Source organism: Pontibacter saemangeumensis, from assembly GCF_039541895.1.
In the GTDB taxonomy this organism is placed as follows: Bacteria; Bacteroidota; Bacteroidia; order Cytophagales; family Hymenobacteraceae; genus Pontibacter; species Pontibacter saemangeumensis.
In genome coordinates this window covers 396,668-418,670 of the sequence record NZ_BAABHC010000005.1, presented here as the reverse complement: position 1 = coordinate 418,670, position 22,003 = coordinate 396,668, and the positions used below count along the sequence as shown (strand labels likewise).

Here is a 22,003-nt window from a genome sequence, read left to right as displayed (position 1 = left end):
TTGTTATTTCTACAATAACAGTGGCTTGCTTTGGGAGAAGCTTCCAAAGGTTATCGGAAGTTTTGGAGCAAGCCACTTTCCAGAAAAGTATATATCAACCAGCATCAAAATGGCCTCTAAAACATGAACAAGTTTTACCGTTTCCTAAGCTTCCTGATCATCACACTTTTATGTGTTGACAGTGCTTTTTGCCAGTCGGGAAAACCTCTTTTCCCGGAAACGCCTGGGTTAGTATCCTACACCCATCGCGAAAGCTTCAGCAAAGACGTGCCCGCGACTTTGGATACCATAAAAGCCTTGGGGATCACCGATATGGAGTTTTCCAATTTGTTCGGGAAATCGCCGGAAGCTCTTCGCCGGTTACTGGACGAGCGAGGTATTAAATGCACCTCATTTGGGGTGGGCTATGATGAGCTGGTTAACAACACCGGAGAAGTAGCCCGAAAGGCTAAAATTTTGGGGGCTTCCTTCGTTCGGGTAGCCTGGATTCCGCATAAGGCTCCTTTTACACTGGAAGATGCGCAAAAAGCGGTGGCAGATTTCAACAGAGTAGGTAAAGTGTTGAAAGAGGAACATGGGCTGACATTTTGTTACCACAACCATGGGTATGAATTCACTCCCTATGGAAAAGGCACCTTGTTCGATTACCTGGTGCTCAATACAAACCCAGCATATGTGTCTTTTGAACTGGATATCCTGTGGGCTTTTCATCCCGGTCAGGACCCGGCTCAATTGCTGAACAAGTACGGGGAACGCTTCAAGCTTATGCATCTGAAAGACCTGCGGAAAGGTGTGCAAGGCGACCTTACAGGCTCTACGTCCACCGAAAATGATGTAGCCCTCGGCACAGGACAAATAAATATTCCAGCGGTATTGAAAGCTGCTAAAAAGGCAAAAATTCAGCATTACTATATTGAAGATGAAAGCAAACTTAAAAGCGTGCAGGTTCCTCAGACGATGGCTTATTTAAGAAGTCTAAAAAAGTAAAACGAGGCAGTGTCAATCTCCCTCAGAAAAAACCACAAAACCAGACTGCCGGACGCTCTGATTGTCGCTTATGCCATATACCGTTATCGTCCGCTTATGACGGCAGACAGACAAGCTGGTCCTTAGCCTTTGTTGTAATCAAATACTGCGCAAAGCTAATCGGTTGCAGGTAGCTCTCCTATCTCTGCATTTTTCTACATTGCCGAATCTTTTCTTCTTAACGCCGCATATATGCTCCGGAAACACCTTTTGCTTTTCATCCTTTTTATAACCACTGCCCTACTGGCACAGGCGCAGACGAAACAGGAGGAGGCCTCCGTCCTGGCTCCTGTAAAATTGCAGTTAGAAGGCTACAACAACCGCGACATCGACACATTTGCAAAAGCCTACAGCGACACGGTGCGGGTATACAGGCAGCAGGGGGTGCTCAGCTACCAGGGCAGGGAGGAACTCAGGAAGCGCTACGGCGAGATGTTCGCCAACACGCCCGAGCTGCATTGCGAGGTGGTGAACAGGATTGTAGCCGGCAACGTGGTGATTGACCATGAGAAAGTGCGGCGCAGCAAAGACGGCCCCCGTTTTGATGCCATTGCCGTCTACAGGATAAAAAATAACGAGATTGTGGAGGTCACATTTATATCCCCTGACAAAACCAAATAGCTTCCCCCATGCAAGAAACCTACCACCGCGACAAGACCTTTGACAAAGTAAACTACGCCGGCAAAGCTTTGTCGGGGCGGGAGTTTGAGTCCTGCACTTTCACCAACTGCGATTTTTCAGAGAGCAACCTGTCTGGCAACGACTTTGTAGACTGCCGGTTTGACGGCTGCAACCTGAGCATGATGCGCGTGGACCAGACGGGGCTGAAGAACGTGGAATTCCATAACTGTAAAATGATGGGCGTCGACTTCAGCGCCTGCAACGAGTTCCTGCTGGCCGTCAGCTTTCACAACTGCATCCTCGATTTCGTCTCTTTTTTCAGGAGAAAGCTTCGTAAAACGGCCTTCAGCGGCTGCAGCATCAAAGAGGCGAATTTCACGCAGACAGACCTGACAGGCGCCGCCTTCGTGGAGTGTGACCTGAGCCAGACCGTTTTTCAGCAGACCATTTTGGAGAAGGCTGATTTCCGTTCTGCCCGCAACTTTTCCATCGACCCGGAACTGAATAAAATCAAAAAGGCAAAGTTCTCCACCTCAGGTCTGATTGGGCTGTTAGATAAGTATGATCTTGTCGTGGAGTAGCCTTCTATTTTTTTCAAAACAAAGCAACCCGCGAAAGCGTCATACAACAAGAACATACACCGCCTATAATTTACCCCTGTGATAGTAGAAGCCGACCTGGACGACCTGGATGAAGTATATGCGTTGTGGCGTGAGCTGTTGGATTTTCATCAGTCCCACCACCCCATCTTCCGGTGCAAGCCGGGCAGCGAGCAGGTGCTCCGGAAGGAGCTGTTGCAGCGGCTGAAGGACAAGGACACGAAGGTATTCGGCTATGTGCAGCAGGACGAATGGCAGGGCTTGGTGATGGCCAACCTCAAACAGGCGGCGCCGGGCTTCCTGTTTTCAAAAAAGGGCTATATAGCCGAAACCTTTATCAAAGCGCCTTGCAGGGGAAAAGGCATCGGCAATGAGCTGGTGGAGGCCGCCAAAAACTGGCTCACCGACAAGGGCGCCGACCATATAGAGCTGCAGGTTTCGGTGAAGAACAACACTGCCATCCGGTTCTGGGAGAAACAGGGCTTTACCCCTACCACCCAGCACATGATGCTGGATGTTTCTTCAAAAGCTAAAAACAGTTAAACCGATGCCCTCCGGGTCATCCGTCTCTTCTGCTAAATTTCTATCAGTATGAAACTCCTCTCCGCGCTTGCGCTATGCCTCAGTCTGTTGTTTGCATCAGGTTGTTCAGAATCCCAGAAAACGAGTGCGGATCTGATCATCACCAACGCGAATGTAGTGGATGTCGCTTCGGGCAAGGTGCTGCCCAAAAGGTCGCTCGCGATAAACGATGGGATTATCCTGGCAATCGCAGACACGGAGGCAGCAAACCAGTACAAAGCAGACACTACCCTGGACGCGCAGGGCAGGTATGTCATTCCCGGCCTTTGGGACAACCACATTCACCTGCGGGGCGGCGAGGCGCTGGCAGAAGAAAACAGGAACCTGCTCCCCCTTTATATCGCGAATGGCGTGACCACCGTGCGCGACGCCGGCGGCGACCTGTACCCGGCTATCCGGCAGTGGCGTGACCAGATAAAGGCAGGAAAGCTCATCGGCCCCCGCATTATATCGGCAGGCCCGAAGCTGGACGGGCCGAACGCCACCTGGGAGGGATCGATTGAGGTAGCCTCCGTGGCGGAAGTACCGGCCGCGCTCGACTCGTTGCAGCAACTGGGCGTTGATTTCGTGAAGATATATGACAGCACAATTTCCGGGGATGTTTTCCTGGCGATAGTAAGAGAAGCAGAGGCGCGGGGCATGCTCGTGGCGGGGCATATGCCGTTCACCGTCTCTTTAGGCGAGGCCATCGGCAGCGGCCTCGACATCACCGAGCACCTGTACTACGCGTTCAAGTCCGGCTCGCCCCGGGAAGACAGCCTGACCGCCGCCATTCGCGCCAGCCAGCAAACGGCCAAACCCATCGGATTTTATACCGCGCTGCACTCCCTCCACGACTCCTACGACCCTGCCACCGCAAAAGCATTCTTCCGGCGCATGGCGGACGCCAACACCGCCGTGGTGCCGACGCTGCACATCAGCCGCGTGCTCAACAACCTGCAGCAAGACGACCACAGCACGGATCCATACCTGGCCTATATAGGTGCCGGCATCGAGGAAACCTATGCCCGCCGGGTGAACAGCGCCAGGGCACAACCGGCGGAGGCGGTGGAGTTCATGCGCAGCCTGAACGCGAAGTTTCATTCCATGATCCCGGACATGCAGGCTGCCGGTGTCATCATACTGGCCGGCTCGGATGCCGGCGCGTACAATTCCTATACCTATCCCGGGCCGTCGCTGCACAAGGAGCTGGAGCTTTTGGTGGAAGCCGGCCTCACGCCTGCGCAGGCCCTCCGGGCCGCCACCATCAACGGCGCAAAGGTTATGGGCAGGTCAGCGAAGTACGGCACGGTAGAAAAGGGAAAAGTAGCGGATCTCGTACTGCTTGATCAGAACCCGCTCAAAAACATCAGCCATACGCAACGCATCCATACCGTTATCCTTGGAGGGAAAGCATATGGGGCAAAGGACTTACAGCAGCTGCTGGAAGGGGTAAAACAATAGGTCTATATATAACAGCCCACCCGCTGAATTTATATAGGCCTGCTGTACAGAAAGCTGTTATTTTTTCACCACTTTGCCGGAGCCGCTGATATTTGAGCTTACGGCCGGATTGCCTACGTAATACACCTTGCCGCTGCCGGAAATATCGACGGTAAGGGAATGGCTTGCCTCAACTTCTGCATCCCCGGAACCGGATATGTTAATCGTTACGTCTTCGGCTGCCAGGTTAAAGGCAGCCACCGAGCCTGATCCGGACATGTTAATGCTGTGCACTTTGGTCGTGCCTCCCATGTGTACCTTCCCCGACCCGGTTACGCGCGTTATGACCTTGGAGGCTTCCAGTTCCAGGTCAATGCTGCCCGAGCCATTCACGTACACGGGAAGCTCTGTGGCCGTAAACTTATTCTCCCCGGAGATGCTGCCGGAGCCGTTCACGGCTAGCCCTTTCACTTCGGGCATGGTGATATACACCTCCACCTCCTTGCTTCGCCTCACACAATCGTCGTGTGTGATTTTCCACCTGCCGTTGCTCACCTGCGTGTTCACCTGATCCAGGATGTTCGGCTGTCCTCTCACCTCCACTTGCTGCGTGGCGCCTTGGGTTATATATACTTTAAAGTCACCATTGGCCTCCACATCGCTGAAAGGCTGGAGCTGTAACGTCCGCCGCTCTACATCACCCTCTCCCTTGATGCACCGCTCATCGTCGCATCCGCTCAATAACAGTAGGCTGAGCAATAGGAATGGCCACGTCATGATGTTTCCCACCGTCCTGTTCAAATACTTTCTCATAAAATACCTTGTTTTGATTGTCCATCTATAAGATGAAGAAAACAGCACAAGCGTTGCATGCCCTGCTGTGATAATCGCAGAAAGCCGCCAACGGTACGGAGGCAGGTGCAAAACAAGGGTAGAAAACCCGGCTGAGCTCCTTTAACCATGCAGGCATCAACCTCATATATAAAATATCATTGACTGGCACAAACCTGAAGGGGTTGATTCAGTGCGTTTGATCAGTGTTTTACTCCTGCGCCGTCCGACCGCTTCCTGCCATACCGCAATCGCTTTATTTCAAGGATATCATGGAAGGAAAAGAAAACAGCAGCTTTTGGGTAAACGCTGACATTGCCGATTACTGGAAAAAATCAGCCATATACCTGACGGCACCTAACCCGGAGGTAAAAGATAATGCGACGACGCTCAGAGAAACAGCCAGGAAGCTGCGGACAGATTAGCGAATTCATACAAACAGGCAACTAGTTACCCTATCCTGCCGCTTCCAGCTTTCCGCTGTCCCTGTACTTGAGCCGGCCCACGTCTACCAGTTCCCGCACCAGTGTGGTGACAATGTCTGCGTGCCTGGGTTCGAACTGCTGCACCAGTTCCTTGGGCAGCCAAGGCTGGCCCTTCGCAAGCGCCAACACTTTTTCACGAAGGGTTTCCTGCTCCTGCACATCCCGCTCTTTCTTGCGCTCGGCCAGGCAGAAGTCGCAGATGCGGCAGCGGGTGTCGGTGATTTCCCCGAAGTACTCTAGCAGCTGCTGCGTGCGGCAGCGGTTCGTGGATATCACATAGCGCCCCATCTCACGGGCCTGCAGTAACGCCCGCTCGCGCAGGGTGGCCAGTCGCCGGGTGTCAAAGGGAAGCGTGGCAGCGTCTTCGCGGGGCTTGGTGAATACCAGCTGTGGCGAGTCGTGCTGCGGCTCGTAGGCAATCACCTGCAGCTTGTGCAGGTACTCCAGTTTGCGGCGCACCTCCTGCTCCGCCTCATGCAGTTGCTGCGCCAGCTTCCGTTCCGACAGTTTCACGAAGTTGGTAAAAGCCTCGCCGCCATATAGCCGCAGGAGCATCCGGATGAGCCGGTCGTGGTCGGGGTTCGCCAACTGAAACTCGTAGAGGGCCTGGTTGTCGGGCAGCAGCATCAGCCGGGAAGGCATATAGTACCCTTCGTTCAGCTGCACATACCCCTCTGCCTCCAGCCGCTTGATGGTGTGGTGCACCTCCAGGGGCTGGAGCTTGTAGTTCTTGGAGAACGCGGACAGGTCGAAGTCGAAACTGCTCATCAGGCCGCTGCCCACCGCCAGCTGGTAGTAATTCGCCAGGCATTGGTACACCCTGCGGATAAACTCTACCGATGGATGCGCCTCCTCTACCTTTCGCTGCAACTCTGCCACGTCGTTCGGGCCATACAGGATCACGGCATAGGCATATAACTCGTCGCGCCCGGCACGGCCAGCCTCCTGGTAATACGCCTCCAGGCTTTCCGGCAGGTCCAGGTGCACCACCAGCCGCACGTCCGGCTTGTCGATGCCCATGCCGAAGGCGTTTGTCGCCACCATCACCCGCACCTTGTTCGCTATCCAGCTTTGCTGCGCGGCGTTGCGCTCCTCAAACTTAAGGCCCGCATGGTAGGCTGCCGCTGCGATGCGACGGCTTTGCAGGAATCTGGCGATCTCCACGGTCTGGCGGCGGCTGCGCACGTACACGATGCTCTGGCCCGGCATGCGCTGCAGCATCTCCAGCAGGCGGCTTGCCTTATTCTCAGTTTCCTGGGTGGAGTATGAAAGATTGGCCCGGGCAAAGCTCTTCTGGAAAAGGTTGGGCTCCGGGAAAGCCAGTTTTTCCTGTATGTCCTGCTTTACCTGCGCGGTGGCCGTGGCCGTGAGCGCGATGACCGGCACCTTCGGGAGCGCCTCCCGCAGTTCGGCCAGCTGCAGATACGGCGGCCTGAAATCATAGCCCCACTGCGAAATGCAATGCGCTTCGTCCACGGCGATCAGGTTTACCTTCATCCGTTTTACCCGCTCCTGAAACAGCTCGGTAAGCAGGCGCTCCGGAGAGAGGTACAGGAATTTCACGTTGCCATATACGCAGTTATCCAGCGCAATATCGATCTCGCGTCGGTTCATGCCGGAGTAAACCGCCACCGCAGAGATCCCACGCTTGTTCAGGTGCGACACCTGGTCCTTCATCAGGGCGATGAGCGGCGTGATGACGAGGCAAAGACCTTCCATAGCAAGCGCCGGCACCTGAAAGCAGACAGACTTGCCCCCGCCTGTCGGCAGCAGCGCCAGCGTATCGCGGCCCGCCAGCACCGATCGGATAATCTCCTCCTGCAGCGGCCTGAACTGCGCATAGCCCCAGTAGGTCTTCAGAATATGGTGGATGTCTTGCAAAGGCTCTGTTATTTTCAAAAGCGAAGATAGGGTATACAAAACAGAAGTCAGAAGATTGCTGTGGCAGATTTCACCATTCCACTCTGGCCCATCTGGATAGGTTTATATATGTCTTCAGCCTTTTCACCTAATTATATATAAAGCCATACACCCCATAGCGTTTATCGCGGCAGCCTCACAGAAAAGCCGGTCGTCAGGCAGTAATCTTTGTATAGATGCTCTCATCCTATCTTACAGTACCAAGACTGTGCCTGTGCGGCTGCCGCCGTTTCTGGCCTATATTCCCGGCTTTTAAAATGGATGATCCTATATAAGCTGTGCCTCAACTGCCCTGCAAATGAAAAAGCCTGCCCCTAAAAAGGGACAGGCTTTGATGACATGCATATATGTTAACTTATGCTGCTGCAGACTGGCCGCCTTCGCGGTCTTCAATCACTTTCTTCAGTTTCTCGATGGCCTGCGCAGCGCGCTCCTCGTCAAAACGGTTGATGTTCAGCAGCATCTTCGTCTTCTCCTGGCGTGTAATGGTCGGGTTGTTCAGCAGGCTGATGATTTCCTCCTTCTGCTTCGCCGATGCATACCGCACGCTGGCTGCCGGCTCTTCCTCCGCTGCCGCTGCCGGCGGGTTCGTAGACGACTTCATCGTTGCCTTCTTCTCGGTCGGCACCGCTGGCTTGGCAGCCTGCTCGTTTCCGCTATAGTCCATTTCCTCAGCAGGAGTAGGCTCGTAACCGGCTGCCCTGATAATCCAGGCCAGGATGTTACGGTAAGCTTTACCAATGGCCCGCGTCTGCGCCATAGAGGCAATCGCGAACTCCTGGTAATACTTCTTCCCCTGCTCACGGTTAGAGCATATTGCGAAACCTGCCCCTACCACCTGCTGGCTTCTCAGGTCAAGCAGGTTTACTTTTGCCTGGTATTTGATCTCGTCCTCTGTGCTGATGTTCACCACGTGCTCTACCACCGGCAGAATACCCAGTCGGGAACCGGCATACTGCCAGCCTTCCACATTCACGTACTCTTTGCCCTGTATATTCTGATAGAGACGGTTCTCCTTGATAAATTTAGCAAGGTCCACAGCGAGGTGCAGCGTCTCGTCGGACTTGGCTATATCATAGCTTTCGACCTTCGGTTTCTTCTGCATTTTTATCTCATTAGTGTCTTGATTCATACTCATTTAGCTCTCATAGTTATAGTACATATATCAAACAGCACAGGCTAGCAAATAGTGCAAAAAACAGTTAAAACCACTTAATTAAACTTACTGGAAATCAGTTAGTTATAAAATAATTTTAAAATATTTTTCAGCTATTGCGCTGCCTGTTCTCAAGGGCTAAAAATTGAGTAAAGGGGGTAAGGGTTATATACGGGAATCCGGGCCGGAAGTATATACTGCGGCTGCTGAAGAGAAGAAAAGAGAGGTGTCGGACTAGTGTACGGGGAGTTCTTGCACTATCATGCCATCTTTCATCACGAGCGTCCGGTCGGCCATGCCGGCGAGTTGCTCGTTGTGTGTCACGATCACGAATGTCTGGTTGAACTCTGCGCGGAGCCGGAAAAAGATATCGTGCAGTTCCTGCGCGTTCTGGGAGTCGAGGTTCCCGCTGGGCTCATCGGCGAATATAATGCGGGGCGAGTTGATCAGGGCGCGGGCCACGGCCGTGCGCTGCTGCTCGCCACCCGACATCTCGGAGGGCTTGTGGTGCAGCCTGTGCGACAGCCCCAGCATTTGCAGCAATTCTGCGGCCTGCTCGCGCACCTCGTTCTCGGGGCGGTTAGCCAGGAAACCCGGCAGGCAGGCGTTCTCCAGTGCGGTGAACTCGGGCAGCAGGTTGTGGAACTGGAAGATAAACCCGATGTGCCTGTTGCGGAAGCGGGCCATCTCCGAAGTGTTCATCTTCGCGATGTTCTTCCCGTCGAAGCTCACTTCCCCCGAATCCGTGGTGTCGAGGGTGCCGAGTATGTGCAGCAGGGTGCTTTTGCCCGCCCCCGATGCCCCTACGATGGAAACCACCTCGCCGGCGGCAATAAACAGGTCGATGCCTTTGAGCACCTCCAGCGAACCGTACTTTTTATGGATGTTTGATACCTGCAGCACTTTCTAAAATAGATTTGATGGCAATTTAAAATGGCAACGATCCTGCCAAAGCAACAAATATAGCTATAGTTGGCGGTTGTTGGTTCTCCGGAGGCTGAGAAAGGCAGCGAGGGCGGCGGTCAGTTCTCTAAACGCAGGTAGCCAGCGCAGCATTGTGTTTCAGCGCCTACTTCGGCGCCGCCTCGGGCGCATGCGCAGGCTTCTTTTCCAGTACATCCTTTATATATAACTCATTCACCACCACCATCAGCACAGCGAGTATGGGGGCGGCCAGCAGCAGCCCCAGCGCGCCCTGCAGTATGCCCAGCAGCACCTGGAAAAACAGCAGCAAGGCGGGCGGCAAATCCACCGTTTTCTGGAAGATGATGGGTGTGATCAAATACGTTTCCACGAGCTGGATGCCTCCATAGACAAGGATAACGTACAGGGCCATCTGCGGACTAACGGTAAGCCCTACCAGCACAGCGGGGACTCCGGCTATCCAGGGGCCCACGTTGGGGATGAAAGCCAGGAAAAAAGCGATTAGCGCCAGGGCAAAGGCCAGCGGCAACCCGATCACGCTGTACCCGATCGCTGAACTCACCCCAATGATCGCCATGGCGGAAAGCATGCCCACCAGCCACGATTTCAGGTTGCCGTAGCATTTGCCCAGCACCTCCATCATGCGCGAGCGGCTACGCACCGGGAAGAGTTTCGTCAGACCCGTCGTGTAAAGCTTTGGGCTGGAGGCCAGGAACAGGGCCGTGATAATGACTATGGCGAAATCTGCCAGGAAGCTTAAGGTGGTGGAGAAGGCGCCAGACAAATTAGAGAGCAAGGCGTCCTGGTTAGGAACGACTTTGCTCATGTCATTGGGCACTTTGTTTATCAGCTTCTGCCCCCAGCCATACTGCGACAGCCATTGCTCCACCTGGCTGACGGCCTGTGGAATCGTCTGCCGCATCTCCTGCACCTGCTTGCTCACGGTGGGCGCAATCAGCCAGAAGGCGGCGATGATCACCCCAAAGAAAAAGAGCACTGCCAGCAGCAGGCTCAGGCCACGCGGCAGGTGCAGTTTGCCCGTGATCCAGTCTGTCATGCCGCAGAACAGCACCGCGAGCAGGATAGCCGCAAAAACCAGCAGGAAAAAGTATGCGTGCCGCCCCAGCAGGTAAAAGCCTGCCAGCATGAGCAGGATGATAAAAGCAGCAGTGGCAACACGTTTGGAGTAGGTGTATATATCGGTCATATCTATCTTAAAAGTCAGCATGCAAAGAAAACCTGCACTTCCTGTATGTACTCACATCAAACCGTAAGCGTTACGACAGGGCGCTATTGCATAGTTCCGGCGGGCATCGCACCCGCAGCCGGGACGTATATTTTAAAAAAGCTTTGCTTGAATCTAAGGGAATAAAGGCTTAATTTCGTGGCGTCCATTAAAACTGAGAGCATGAACATACACGAATATCAGGCTAAAGAGATTTTAAAAGGTTACGGCGTACGCATCCAGGAAGGAATCGTGGCTGAAACGCCAGACCAGGCTGTGAAGGCTGCTATGAAACTTACCGAGGAAACAGGCACCAGCTGGCATGTGATCAAAGCACAGATTCACGCGGGCGGCCGTGGTAAAGGCGGTGGCGTGAAGCTGGCCAAAAACCTGGACCAGGTGAAGCAGATCGCAAACGATATACTGGGCATGACCCTGGTGACGCACCAGACAGGCCCCGAAGGAAAGCTGGTGCAGAAAGTACTGGTGGCACAAGACGTGTACTACCCTGGCGAGTCTGATCCGAAGGAATTCTACCTGAGCATCCTGCTGGACCGCGCCAAAGGCCAGAACGTGATCATGGCATCTACCGAAGGTGGTATGGACATCGAGGAGGTGGCTGAGAAGACGCCTGAGAAAATCATCAAAGAGTGGATTGACCCGGCTGTAGGTTTACGACCGTTCCAGGCCAGCAAAATTGCTTTTGCCTTTGGGCTGCAGGGCCAGGCCTTTAAGGAGATGGTGAAGTTTATCACCAACCTGTACAAGGCCTACGTTGAAACGGACTCTTCTATGTTCGAGATCAACCCGGTGCTGAAAACCTCTGATAACAAAATACTGGCTGTAGACGCCAAAGTAGACCTGGACGACAACGCCCTGTTCCGCCACAAGGACCTGGCCGCCCTGCGCGACACGTCGGAAGAAGACCCGTTGGAAGTAGAGGCAAGCGAGTCGAACCTGAACTACGTGAAGCTGGACGGAAACGTGGGCTGTATGGTGAACGGTGCCGGCCTGGCCATGGCCACGATGGACATCATCAAGCTATCCGGCGGTGAGCCCGCTAACTTTCTGGACGTAGGGGGTGGGGCCAACGCACAGACGGTAGAGGCTGGTTTCCGCATCATCCTGAAAGACCCGAACGTGAAGGCGATCCTGATCAACATCTTCGGCGGTATCGTGCGTTGCGACCGTGTTGCCAACGGGGTGGTAGAGGCCTATAAGAACATCGGCGACATCCGTGTTCCGATCATCGTGCGCCTGCAGGGCACCAACGCCGAAGAAGGCGCCCGCATCATCGACGAGTCCGGTTTGAAAGTTTACTCTGCCGTGGCGCTGAAAGAAGCCGCTGAGAAAGTAAAGCAGGTATTGGCTGAAGTAGGAGCTTAATACCATTCCTATATAAAACAGAAGCGGCTGCCTTGATAGGTAGCCGCTTCTGTTTTATATAGGGCCTGCTTATATATGAATTGGAAAGTCTGAGAACATAAAGGTCAGGAAGTCAGCAAATTCCCTGCCTAGCTTCCGGGGGTTCCTCAACGCGAAATGCGCCAATGCTAGTACCGGCAAATCAGGCTTAACTACCTAACTCTTATATCACTTCCAATTCAACCGCTATGTTTCCGCGGGTGCCTACAGAGTACGGGCATATCTGGTGCGCCTCGTCAACCATCTGCCTGGCTTTGTCTTTGTCAACGCCTTTGAGCTCCACAGCCAGCTTCACGCTCAGGCCATAGCCCCCGTCTTCGTTTTTGTTCAGGTCCACGTGCGCAGTAACGGTAGAGGCAGGGTCCAGGCGCTCATGGTGCCTGCCGGCCACCACCAGCAGCGCACTTTGGAAGCAGGCGGCATACCCTGCAGCGAACAATTGCTCCGGGTTCGTGCTGTCGCCCTTCCCTCCCAGGCCTTCCGGCAAGGACAGCGGCATGTTGATTATTCCGTCTGATGATGTGACGTGGCCTTTGCGGCCTCCCGTGGCAGTCACTTCTGCCGTATATAGTTTCTCCATGGTTCTTGCTTTGATGTTTGAGATGCAATGCCTGTTTAACCCAAGCGCTGTCCGGAATGTTTCGAAAAAAAAGTAAAGGGCTGTAGCTGAACGGCCTGCACCACGAAAGCCCGAGCGGGCATAAAATTTACGCTATTATATTTTCTTTTACGCGCATACTTCCTATTTTTGCACACATATGCACCCGTAGTTCAACTGGATAGAATATCGGATTTCGGCTCCGAGGGTTAGGGGTTCGAATCCTCTCGGGTGCACTTTACTGGACAAAGGGTGAAAAGCGCCTTTTGTCCAGTTTTTTTTATCCTCTAACTCCTTATTAATCTGGTAGATAAGCATCACTACTTCATTTAGCCTGGCGGTTCGAACCCGGTTTTCTTCAAAAGTCAGATTTTCAGGATATATCGAACCAATGATCAAACGCTTTTCCATACTTTTCCCGGTAACGTAGCAGTGATCAAGCCTTAGCAATCGCTCTATGCCATTTTTCAAAAGCCCGTTGACATCCGTCTGAAGGGACAAGGCAGCTAACTTTGCTTCCAGCTTTTCGATGCTCCCGGTATAAACAAGCTTCATTTCCCTGAAGTCTGAGGCATCAATTTGTTGCGAGGACACTAAATCCCGGGCATGTGATATACGCTTCTCAAATTCTTTTATCTGGGCGAGTAGTGTTTGTCTTTCGTCTAACTGTTCTTTGGTTTGCTCATAATAAGTTTCGATCAGGAGGCTCTTGTATAGATTTATAAACTCCTTGCGTGGGACGAACTTCTTTAATTCCTGTATAAAAGCCGCGTTGACCTCTTCCGCCTTCGACCGGTGGTTGCACCCCTTGGTGCAATGGTAATAGGCATAGTAGGCATTTCTTCCTTTAGATTTACTGGCAGTGAGCATTCTTCCGCATGTCGGGCAAATTAGAAACCCTCTCAATGGAAAATCTTCGTCTGTTTCTGCCTTCGGTCTGTAGCCGCGGCCTCTTCCGTCCAGAACCTCCTGCACCTGGCGAAATAAATCTTCAGAGACAATGGGTTGATGTATCCCTTTTACAAAGCAGCTTTCCTCATCCTTATACTTAGCAATGAATATTTTCCCGCAATACACCGGGTTACGGATAAACAACCAAAAATTGTTCTTCTGGCATTTGAGTCCCTTTTTCTTTGCCAGCTTCCAGACCTGCTCTGTGTTGAACCTTTCCGAGGCCAGCTCTTCAAAAGCCCAGCGTACGATGGAGGCCGATGGCTCATCTACATCAATGTATTTGATTCCGGTCTCCGTAATTCTGTTCTTGTAACCAATGGGGGCCTGTCCCATCCAGCGGCCTTCCTTCTTGGCCCTCCTCATGCCACGGATTACATTCAAAGCCCTCCTGTCATTCTCCACCTCAGGTGCCGCTAGGTAAAAAGCGAGCATCATCTTGTTTTCAGGAACGGACAAATCTAAAGGCTGTTCAATCGCCTGCGGCTCTACGCCGAGCCTCCTCAGGGTGCTAATCATCTGATAAGCATCGCCAGCATTACGGCTGAAGCGATCCCACTTGGTGAACAATACCAAATGGGATTTTCCTTTGTACTTTCTTAGATCGAGCAAAAGCTTCTTCCACGCAGGGCGGTTGAACGTTTTAGCCGAGTGATCCTCGTATATAACATTCCTGACTTGCATGGTGTAAAGGTCACAGTATTTCCTGAGCCGTTCCTCCTGATCACGCTGGGAGTAGCCTTTATCTGCCTGCTCATCCGTGCTAACCCGTATGTATAAATCAGCTATTTCCATTTCTTAAATATTGGGATACAGCTATTTTAGCTAACTTTTTCAATGATTCCAAAATTAATTTCGCATCTTCGAGTGACACCTTCAGTCCATCTTTTCTCAATATTTCCAATGCTTCTTCAGGGCTTATTTTATCTTTTTCACGTACTCTCATAGCTCACTTCCCTTATTCTTTTTGATTGGTTCATCCTCGAAGAAAAGGCGGAATATGTAGATTCCGCCTTCCCGCATCCTGTCTAGACACCATACGTTATTAGTTGCCCGCATCAAGGGCTGCCGGCTCGGCTAAGTACATCCTGCTGCGTCGCATCCGGTTAAAGGATGGTTCATATTTCAGGTATCCGTATTCGTCTAGCTCCCGCAATACGCGGTGGTAAGTGGCACTGCCAGCTATTTTAGCTATCGGCATGATTTCATGACTGAAAGCCGAAACCGGACCGGTACCTCCTTCTTTTATCCAACACCGGTACAAAGCCATATACAAGGCGATATGAGAAACCCCGATACGCGGGTCATAAAGAATGGCGGCAAAAAAATTATGCATTATTTGTATTTGTTCCACATCCTGCCACTTAAGAGAACTTTCTATCGCTTCCTACGACACTCGTTTATGCCCACATCCTACAGGTAGGCCAAAGGTAGACTAATCTTATTGGCTGGGATCAAGGAGACTGAATCAACCCTATAATTATGCTCCTATAGACCTGCCTTTCCGTATGGTTCTTTGCTTTGCAGCAGGTTTCTCCTCTTCGCAGCCAGCTGCTTGCTCCTGCTTTTCCTTTTTGCTCTCCTGCTTAAGAGATTGCCCTGTAGTTTCTTCCTCCCTTTGGGATTGCCTGACACGCTGCATGTTCCCGTCGTAGATGTTGATGGACTTAAATCTCGGGTTTGCCTCGATAAAATGCTTCTGTTCGCTGCCATTGTGCAGAAATGTTACCGCCTGCCGGTTGCCTTTCTGCAAAGATTCCAGCAGACGGCTTTTATCCTGTTCATTGCCGAGTTCTTTAATGGGATGCTTTGCCAATGCCTGTTCCAGATTGTAGCCGTAGTTCTGGTGGAACTGTTTTATTTTATAGTTGCTGTTTCCATCCGTTTGCTTGAAATCCAGCTGTAGCCAGGCGTTGTAAACCTGTCCTTCTTTGTTGGTTAGGTCTTTGTTGACTGCCCGGGCATTCATCAGGTTGTAGGCTTCTTTCAGCGTAATATTGTTCCCTCTATTGATATAGAAGGTTTGCTTCATTCTGTCTTGTGAATGCTCTGGCTTCAAGGCCACCTCATAGCGGTTAAAGAAATACATGTCGCTCTGGTCGGATTTTTTAAACTGTAATACCGCTACTGCTGCATCGTTCCCAAATTTTGCATGGTGGAACAGTTGAAACTCCGGTACCTGCTGCCGCATCTTTTCTCTCAGATCGTTTTCCGCCCCTTCCCCGAAGCCGGTAAACTTTACCTGGTCCCTCAGGTATTCAAAATTTTTCTGGTTCATAACAATTACTTTTTAAATGATTAAACTATTGCCCATGCGCACACCTAATAGGATGGGAGCATCTTTGAGCGGATCAGCGTTTTGTTGTAGACTTTCAATCGCAGATGCCTGCCGCCGTTCTTTTCCATGAGCTGGACTGCGAGGTATTTTTTATCCGGGACAGTAAACTTTGGCAGGGCAAAGACAAAGACCTGTTCCGACTGGCTGGCAACAGCAGAAGGGTTGCCATATACATAAAGCGGCCTGAGCTCCAGCTCCTGGGTAGCGGTACGCTTGTTTCTTTTCTGATCACGGATGTAGAAGCGAAGCTGGTCAACGTCATAGCGGATATTGGACTGGTTCTGTAAGCTGATCTGGTAATACATGACATCATCGCGGATATACGTCCCCTTCAGCTGTAGTCGCATACCATATTTTTTATCCTTTAGGCCCCGCACGTTGCCTTTTTCACCAGCAATCTTTGCAGCATCATTTTGAATCGTAGCTTCGTTTGTACCCGCTTCTGGAAAGAAAGCGTCCGGTTTAGCTATATCCATATTGGCAGCAAACCGGATGTTGAGCACGGCAGGACTATCGGTATAGTTTAGCACATAAGAATACAGCTGGCCATCCGCCGTAATAACCGTCAGGTTGGTTTCTTCAAAGTTTGGTTTACTCGCCTTTATTTGAAGGATATTTTCAACGGCTTTGGCCTTCTGTACCAGAACGTCCCTGCTTCCCCTGTCCACGCTTTTAATGGCATAAGGGAATATCAGATTCGTTGTCTTGTAAAAAGTGATGGCCAGGTGGTACGGCGCAATCACTGCCGCCTTTCCCGCCTGGGGAGCATGCTGTGAAAATGCCTGGCTGCTCATCAGAAAGAGCAAAATTCCTGTTACTACTGCACTTACCTTTCTCATACTCATAGGAATTTTAGAAGTGAAATATTCTATTCTTGAAATTGTTATTTGAGCGGCTCAATTACCCTGTTGTTGCTTTTCATCCCGCAGCAACACCTGGTAACCTGCTTTCACGGTCACTTTTACCAATTTTGCTTTCTTGCTGAACAGGCTTTTGGCCGCTTCCACCCCTGCGCTGGCGGCCTGTACTTCCAGGGAAGGGTCTAAGGTGGTGAAACCGATATCCTGCACCACTCGGTCAGCCGATTGCCTGGCCACCTCGCCGGTAATCGCACCGGGAATGTAGATACCCTCCAGGCCGTCCATGTCATACACCGACAGGTCGACCGGGAAAAGGGAGTTCTGGTAGCGGATGCTGTTAACATGGATATGGAGCCGCTCCCCATCCAGGGAAGCCATACCAAACACAAAGTTGTCTTCCGGAACCAGAATGCCATTGATGTACACGTCGCCCGTTAGCCGCAGTTTTACCGTAGAACCGGTTACAACTGTATGCGTTTCATGCACCACTGCTGCAATGCCATTTTGCCTGGCGTTGACAGCCGTTGCCTCATCCCAGGAATAAAAACCATTTTGCTGGCTGGCATGATACAGGCTGGTATCACCGTTGATTCTTTCCTGCCTGGTATTATCCAGTAAGGAGACCGGATCATTTGTGCCGTTTGCCGCCACCGCAAGCACTTGCCCTTTTCGGGCTTCCGATGTTTGTCTGATCTTTTCACGGACCCGCTGGGGATGCTGGATATCCAGTATCTTTTCCAGCATTATGTTCAACTGCTGCATCTCCGGATCTCCGCTCTCCTCCTGACTCATCATGTGCATCATTTGCTCCAGCCGGTCCAGGTCATTGCTGTTAGCCAAGGAATTAGCTGGGCGGGGATAGACCGCATCATCCGCTGCTTTTGTCCCGGACATAACAGGAGCTTTCTGGAGGGCCGCATTCAGTTGCTCCAGCTTCCGGTACACCTTGGCTTCGTTCTGGTCCTGGGAAGCAGCGCCGCTATAGGGAGAAGTGTTCAGGCGGCTACCGGAAGCGGGGGACGTGCTTTTATAGTTCCCCTCCGGCAGCGAAGTATCCTGGCTCCAGGAAGGGCCTGATGCCATCTGCTGTTGGTAATAAGGATCGTTTTTTAGCAGCTCATTTAGCCTGGCAGAATCAGAAGCCGCCTTTTTATAGTAGCTCAGCTTATCCAGCGGCTCTTCTTCTTTCAGATAGGCGTCCGGCAAAGCCATATTAAAGCCCTTCGGGGCCTGTCCCTGTGCGCTGGCATCACCTTCTCTTCCGCCACCAAGCGCCCAAAACAGCAGGGTCACAAAGGGCAATGCCAATAGCGGCAGCACCATCAAAAATTTGCGCTGCCGCAGAAATCTCGGAGCATGTGTTGGCTGTTTCATCATGGTCTATTTTTTTATTTGTGACTGATATAGGTTCTCGAAAAGGAGCACGCTGTCCATCAGGCCGGGATGATTGGCCATCAGGCTGTCCAGCAATTTTTCACCCGGTGGCGTCTGGTCAAGGCTATCCATGTATTGCCTGAAGCGCTGTATTTCCCTGTATTCTTCCTCCGCAATGACCGCGGGAACATGAGAAAATTCGCCGCCGGAGGGATGGGTATACTTTGGCTGTTTAAAGATCGTAAGAGGGGGCAGCTGCTTACCTGAAAAACTACTTAAAGTATGATAAATGTTATAACTACCAGTTGGCAGGCAAAACAGTAACAGCACGATGGTTTTACCCTTATTAGATAGACGCTCTGCTTTGTGCTGCATCCAGGCCGCCCACTTCGACTGCCAGCGGATGCAGTGATGGACAATATTTGCGGCCATTCTGTCCTGCGCTGCGCTGGCTGCGACCGCTTTTTGCTTTTTCCTGTGGCTGAATAGAAACAACATAGTTTAACGGTTTTCAATCTTCAGGTCCCTGTTTTCAATCGTTACCCATCGTTCCAGCAGGAACCCGTGCGGGTTATTATCCGACCGGCTGACGTTACGTAGGTATCCTTCCGTGACCAGGCTCCTGCTTACTGTGCTGGTCGTGCGGGTGATGCTTTGGGTGGCATAGCAGCGGAAGGGATAAGGGTATTCATTTGTATCTACCGCCACACTGTCTACCCTGATCCGCTGACTGATATTACCGGCGATGATGTTGGCGTAGTACCCGTTCTCTTTGAGGTTATCATACTCCCTTTTGGCTGAGGCATCGGCGAGGTAAAGGGCTTTGGACATATTGGCCTGTATGACCTTGTCGTCCGGATCAAGGGTAAAAAACAGCCGGTGAAACGTTTTGACATGGTCCCGCGCTTCCACCGGGATGTTGGCCTTCCGGTCCGCCGCATATGCTTCCAGGGCTTTGCCGTTCGCCAGAATATAGACCTTGCTCTGCATCTGGGATACTAACCGGTAACTCTTATAGAGGACGAAGCCGCAGAGCAGGATGCTTCCGATAACCACAACCAGGGTAAAGCTGCGGATATACCGGAAAGCAGTATCGATATTTTTCATTTGTCTGAACATGGTAGAGTTGGTTTTGCGTTTGATAGAAGGGTACTACTTACCCGAAAGCTTGTCCTGCATGTAACCGGAGGTGCCCGTGGCGCCTCCTTCCTTGAAATAACTGGCATTTGTAGCACTGCTGCTCATGTTGCTGCTGATCCTGCCGGCAGCGCTTCCCATGGCATCGGCCACCATACCGACACCACCGGAAACCGTATGCACTGCGCTCCGGGACGAACCGCTGAACAGGTTGTTGACTTTGTAGAGAAGCGTGTTCCCGCCACTGGCATGCACGATATAATTGGCCACCGACGGCACAGTAAAGTAGCCGACGATGCCGATAACCATAAAGATGAGGTAAGCCGTATCCGTCGCGCTGAAGAACGTGTCCCCGGCATCCTGTACCTGGACAAGGTCCAAGGCAAGCATTTTTTCCTGTATCCTACCCATGATAGAGCCGAAGATATTGGCAACCGGCAGCCACAGGAACACATTGATGTAGCGGGCAAGCCATACGGTGAGTGTGTGCTGGAAGCCGTCAAACACAGCCATGCCGAAGACCAGAGGCCCCAGGATTGCCAGCACGACCAACTGAAAAGTCCGGATGGTGTTGATGCAGAGGGCCGCCGCTTCATACAAGACCCGCAGCACCTCACTCATCCACTCTTTCACCGAATTGCGGAAACCATACGAAGCTTTCGCCATGGCAAACTGGATGTCATGGCCAATGCTCTCCATGATGCCTTCACCGGAAGGGGCCTGATTGCCGTGGGTGTATTTATACCATCTGTCCCGGTCGCCGCTGCCGGACTCCCCGACATACATCTGCCAGGCACTGGTTTTCTTGACGGCTTCTTCCTTCTGGCGCAGCAATACCGCAATGGCTTTACCAGAATCCCTGACCATGGCCGAAGTAGCGGTCACGGTGGGCTGCAGCACCCCGTTCATTATCGCCAGTACAGAAGGGAAAATCATGATTGCAAAGCCCAGAACAAAAGGGCGAAACAAAGGGTAAAAATCAATCGGCTCGGCGTTGGCGATGTGCCGCCATACCCTCGAAGCAATGTACCAGGTAGCGGCAAAGCCCGCCACTCCCTGCCCCACCCCGATGAGCCTGCTGCACAGCGGCATCATCTCCTCGTACAACTGCTCCAGTACGCCATGCAGGCTGTTCATTTCACCGGCCACGCCCTGCGCCTGCGAAAGTTGAGGCAATACCATTCCCACTGCTGCCAGGAAAGCAGCTCTCCTCCACGTTGCCATATTGCCTTTGTTAATTGGTTATACCATAGATTTTCCGGACGGTGGCCGCATCGTTTTTCTCCCTGGCCCGCTGCACGGCCAGGACGGTCGTGCTGCTATTGAAGTGCCGCAGGAACAGGAGCCTGTCCTGCATCTCCAGGAAAATACCATCAATGGCCTGCAGGCGCTCGTCATCGGACATGCGCAGCTGGCTGGCCGTCATCACACTGGTTAATGCGTCCAGGTTGTCCAGGCTTTGCTGAAACAGGTTGCCATATACCCTGGCTATGTAGTCCAGCTCCTGCGAACTGAAATTCCCATCCTGCCGGAAGCTACTGTAAGCCTGCTTATACTCCTCGACCAGCATCACCTGGCAGCGGATGATATCCGCTACCTTCTTATACTTTCTGACTGCAGGGCTGACGTGCAGCAAATCATCCAGGTAAGCTTGGTGCAGGCTGAAATTTCCCTGTGACACATCCCTGATGGCCGTATAGCCGGTGCTGACGATCCGGTAACCTTTCTGCATGTCGCTAAGGATTTGCCTGAGCTGCGCGAGCTTTTCCACGTTCAGCAGGAGTTGCTGTACTTCCTGGCTCTGTGCCAGCGACGTTGTTACTGAGAATATCGAAAAAAGCAGTAGGACACATATACTTTTCATAGTTCTTCCTGTTTAATGCCATTTAGACCACGACTGGTTTGAACATCCTTCTTCTCCTGCATGCGCGCGGCAGCCAGCACCATTGCTTCCCTGCTGAAGCTTTGTGCGAACGTATAGTTGTCCTGCATGTCGCTGTACAGCGCTCCGATGCGTTCCAACCGTTCATCATCCCTCATCTCCAGCTTATCATCCGCCGTTACTGCCTGGAGTTCATCCAGGGTAGCGGCACCATCATCCAGTAGCCCTGCAAAGACCCGGTAGACATAGCCGATATCCTCTCCGCTAAATGAACCGCTCGCCTGCAGCTGCCGGTAAGTGCTTTGACAGACCTGCACGATTTTTACCTGAAAACCAATAGTAGCCATCACCTTCGCTTCACTCCTGATCAGCGGGTTAACTCTTTCCAAAGAGCTGAAGAATTCCTCGTGTAAATCAACCTCCCCTTCTTTGCTGTCGCCGACAGCCGTTAATCCTTCCCGTGCGATGGCGTATCCTTTTTTTACATAGCCGTGGTACATGCGCAGGGCTGCTATCTGCTCCAGCAAGTATTCCTTCTGTGTTTTCTCCTGCCGGAACCATTCTGCAAAGGTCTGGGCCCTTGTGCCGGTGGCCATCATGCCGAACAGCAGCAGCATAAGTAACTTTTTCATCGCTTATGATTTTAT

The 22,003-nt window shown here is 52.1% G+C and carries 23 protein-coding genes, 1 tRNA gene and 1 pseudogene; 8 read left to right on the top strand and 17 right to left on the bottom strand.

The features are described from left to right. Positions 1-123 precede the first annotated feature (123 nt). The 5 genes from ABD920_RS08075 (at position 124) to ABD920_RS08055 (ending at position 4,271) form a co-directional block, all read left to right on the top strand. A complete protein-coding gene (locus tag ABD920_RS08075) occupies positions 124-987 on the top strand; it encodes a sugar phosphate isomerase/epimerase family protein (RefSeq protein ID WP_345158147.1) in 864 nt (287 codons plus the stop codon). Between the two features lie 231 nt (positions 988-1,218). Next, on the top strand, positions 1,219-1,647 hold the full coding sequence (locus ABD920_RS08070; protein ID WP_345158146.1) for a nuclear transport factor 2 family protein: 429 nt from the start codon (positions 1,219-1,221) through the stop codon (positions 1,645-1,647). A gap of 8 nt (positions 1,648-1,655) precedes the next feature. After that, on the top strand, positions 1,656-2,228 hold the full coding sequence (locus ABD920_RS08065; RefSeq protein WP_345158144.1) for a pentapeptide repeat-containing protein: 573 nt from the start codon (positions 1,656-1,658) through the stop codon (positions 2,226-2,228). A 78-nt stretch (positions 2,229-2,306) separates the two neighbouring features. Next, positions 2,307-2,789, top strand: coding sequence for a GNAT family N-acetyltransferase (locus ABD920_RS08060; RefSeq protein ID WP_345158142.1), 483 nt, complete (start codon positions 2,307-2,309; stop codon positions 2,787-2,789). 48 nt (positions 2,790-2,837) lie between these two features. Then, entirely contained in the window at positions 2,838-4,271 is a 1,434-nt protein-coding gene (locus ABD920_RS08055) for an amidohydrolase family protein (RefSeq protein WP_345158141.1), read from the top strand. A gap of 57 nt (positions 4,272-4,328) precedes the next feature. On the opposite strand, the gene ABD920_RS08050 is transcribed toward ABD920_RS08055, so the two are convergent. Then, complete coding sequence (locus ABD920_RS08050; protein WP_345158140.1) at positions 4,329-5,063, bottom strand: head GIN domain-containing protein; 735 nt, start codon at positions 5,061-5,063, stop codon at positions 4,329-4,331. 290 nt (positions 5,064-5,353) lie between these two features. Between ABD920_RS08050 and ABD920_RS08045 the strand changes: the two genes are divergently transcribed. Beyond that, positions 5,354-5,506: a hypothetical protein gene (locus ABD920_RS08045; protein WP_345158138.1), complete on the top strand. Its 153-nt coding sequence runs from the start codon at positions 5,354-5,356 to the stop codon at positions 5,504-5,506. 30 nt (positions 5,507-5,536) lie between these two features. On the opposite strand, the gene ABD920_RS08040 is transcribed toward ABD920_RS08045, so the two are convergent. The 4 genes from ABD920_RS08040 to ABD920_RS08025 all read right to left on the bottom strand — a co-directional run bounded on the left by ABD920_RS08040 (position 5,537) and on the right by ABD920_RS08025 (position 10,773). Continuing rightward, positions 5,537-7,447: a RecQ family ATP-dependent DNA helicase gene (locus ABD920_RS08040; protein ID WP_345158136.1), complete on the bottom strand. Its 1,911-nt coding sequence runs from the start codon at positions 7,445-7,447 to the stop codon at positions 5,537-5,539. Positions 7,448-7,841: 394 nt separating this feature from the next. Further along, complete coding sequence (locus ABD920_RS08035) at positions 7,842-8,618, bottom strand: hypothetical protein (RefSeq protein ID WP_345158135.1); 777 nt, start codon at positions 8,616-8,618, stop codon at positions 7,842-7,844. Between the two features lie 258 nt (positions 8,619-8,876). Continuing rightward, a complete protein-coding gene (locus ABD920_RS08030; protein WP_345158133.1) occupies positions 8,877-9,545 on the bottom strand; it encodes an ABC transporter ATP-binding protein in 669 nt (222 codons plus the stop codon). A 166-nt stretch (positions 9,546-9,711) separates the two neighbouring features. Beyond that, positions 9,712-10,773, bottom strand: a complete 1,062-nt coding sequence (locus ABD920_RS08025; RefSeq protein ID WP_345158131.1) for an AI-2E family transporter — start codon at positions 10,771-10,773, stop codon at positions 9,712-9,714. 201 nt (positions 10,774-10,974) lie between these two features. On the opposite strand from ABD920_RS08025, the gene sucC reads away from it, so the two are divergent. Next, positions 10,975-12,177 (top strand): ADP-forming succinate--CoA ligase subunit beta, encoded by a 1,203-nt coding sequence (gene sucC, locus ABD920_RS08020; RefSeq protein WP_345158129.1) that lies wholly within the window; start codon positions 10,975-10,977, stop codon positions 12,175-12,177. Positions 12,178-12,379: 202 nt separating this feature from the next. On the opposite strand, the gene ABD920_RS08015 is transcribed toward sucC, so the two are convergent. Beyond that, positions 12,380-12,796 (bottom strand): organic hydroperoxide resistance protein, encoded by a 417-nt coding sequence (locus ABD920_RS08015; RefSeq protein ID WP_345158128.1) that lies wholly within the window; start codon positions 12,794-12,796, stop codon positions 12,380-12,382. Positions 12,797-12,976: 180 nt separating this feature from the next. On the opposite strand from ABD920_RS08015, the gene ABD920_RS08010 reads away from it, so the two are divergent. Continuing rightward, positions 12,977-13,050: transfer RNA gene (locus ABD920_RS08010), tRNA-Arg, on the top strand. A 526-nt stretch (positions 13,051-13,576) separates the two neighbouring features. Here ABD920_RS08010 and ABD920_RS08005 read toward each other — a convergent pair. From ABD920_RS08005 to ABD920_RS07955, 11 genes and pseudogenes are all read right to left on the bottom strand, one after another. After that, a pseudogene (locus ABD920_RS08005) lies at positions 13,577-14,560 on the bottom strand (recombinase family protein); the annotation flags it as partial. Further along, positions 14,547-14,711 carry a hypothetical protein gene (locus ABD920_RS08000; protein WP_345158127.1) on the bottom strand — a complete coding sequence of 55 codons (165 nt, stop codon included), beginning with the start codon at positions 14,709-14,711 and terminating at the stop codon, positions 14,547-14,549. The pseudogene ABD920_RS08005 and the gene ABD920_RS08000, both read right to left, overlap by 14 nt. 99 nt (positions 14,712-14,810) lie before the next feature. Then, positions 14,811-15,119 (bottom strand): hypothetical protein, encoded by a 309-nt coding sequence (locus ABD920_RS07995; protein WP_345158125.1) that lies wholly within the window; start codon positions 15,117-15,119, stop codon positions 14,811-14,813. Positions 15,120-15,245: 126 nt separating this feature from the next. Next, complete coding sequence (locus ABD920_RS07990) at positions 15,246-16,043, bottom strand: hypothetical protein (protein WP_345158124.1); 798 nt, start codon at positions 16,041-16,043, stop codon at positions 15,246-15,248. A gap of 44 nt (positions 16,044-16,087) precedes the next feature. Then, positions 16,088-16,942 carry a conjugative transposon protein TraN gene (traN, locus tag ABD920_RS07985; protein WP_345158122.1) on the bottom strand — a complete coding sequence of 285 codons (855 nt, stop codon included), beginning with the start codon at positions 16,940-16,942 and terminating at the stop codon, positions 16,088-16,090. Positions 16,943-16,999: 57 nt separating this feature from the next. Next, entirely contained in the window at positions 17,000-18,340 is a 1,341-nt protein-coding gene (gene traM / locus ABD920_RS07980) for a conjugative transposon protein TraM (RefSeq protein ID WP_345158120.1), read from the bottom strand. Between the two features lie 3 nt (positions 18,341-18,343). Beyond that, on the bottom strand, positions 18,344-18,835 hold the full coding sequence (locus ABD920_RS07975) for a hypothetical protein (RefSeq protein ID WP_345158118.1): 492 nt from the start codon (positions 18,833-18,835) through the stop codon (positions 18,344-18,346). A gap of 3 nt (positions 18,836-18,838) precedes the next feature. Continuing rightward, the gene (gene traK / locus ABD920_RS07970) at positions 18,839-19,444 is read right to left on the bottom strand and encodes a conjugative transposon protein TraK (protein WP_345158116.1); all 606 of its coding nucleotides are present in this window, start codon (positions 19,442-19,444) and stop codon (positions 18,839-18,841) included. 45 nt (positions 19,445-19,489) lie between these two features. Further along, positions 19,490-20,698 (bottom strand): conjugative transposon protein TraJ, encoded by a 1,209-nt coding sequence (gene traJ / locus ABD920_RS07965; protein ID WP_345158114.1) that lies wholly within the window; start codon positions 20,696-20,698, stop codon positions 19,490-19,492. A gap of 10 nt (positions 20,699-20,708) precedes the next feature. Continuing rightward, positions 20,709-21,338, bottom strand: coding sequence for a TerB family tellurite resistance protein (locus ABD920_RS07960; protein WP_345158112.1), 630 nt, complete (start codon positions 21,336-21,338; stop codon positions 20,709-20,711). Further along, positions 21,335-21,988 (bottom strand): hypothetical protein, encoded by a 654-nt coding sequence (locus ABD920_RS07955; RefSeq protein ID WP_345158111.1) that lies wholly within the window; start codon positions 21,986-21,988, stop codon positions 21,335-21,337. The genes ABD920_RS07960 and ABD920_RS07955 overlap by 4 nt, the downstream gene beginning before the upstream one ends. Positions 21,989-22,003 lie beyond the last annotated feature (15 nt).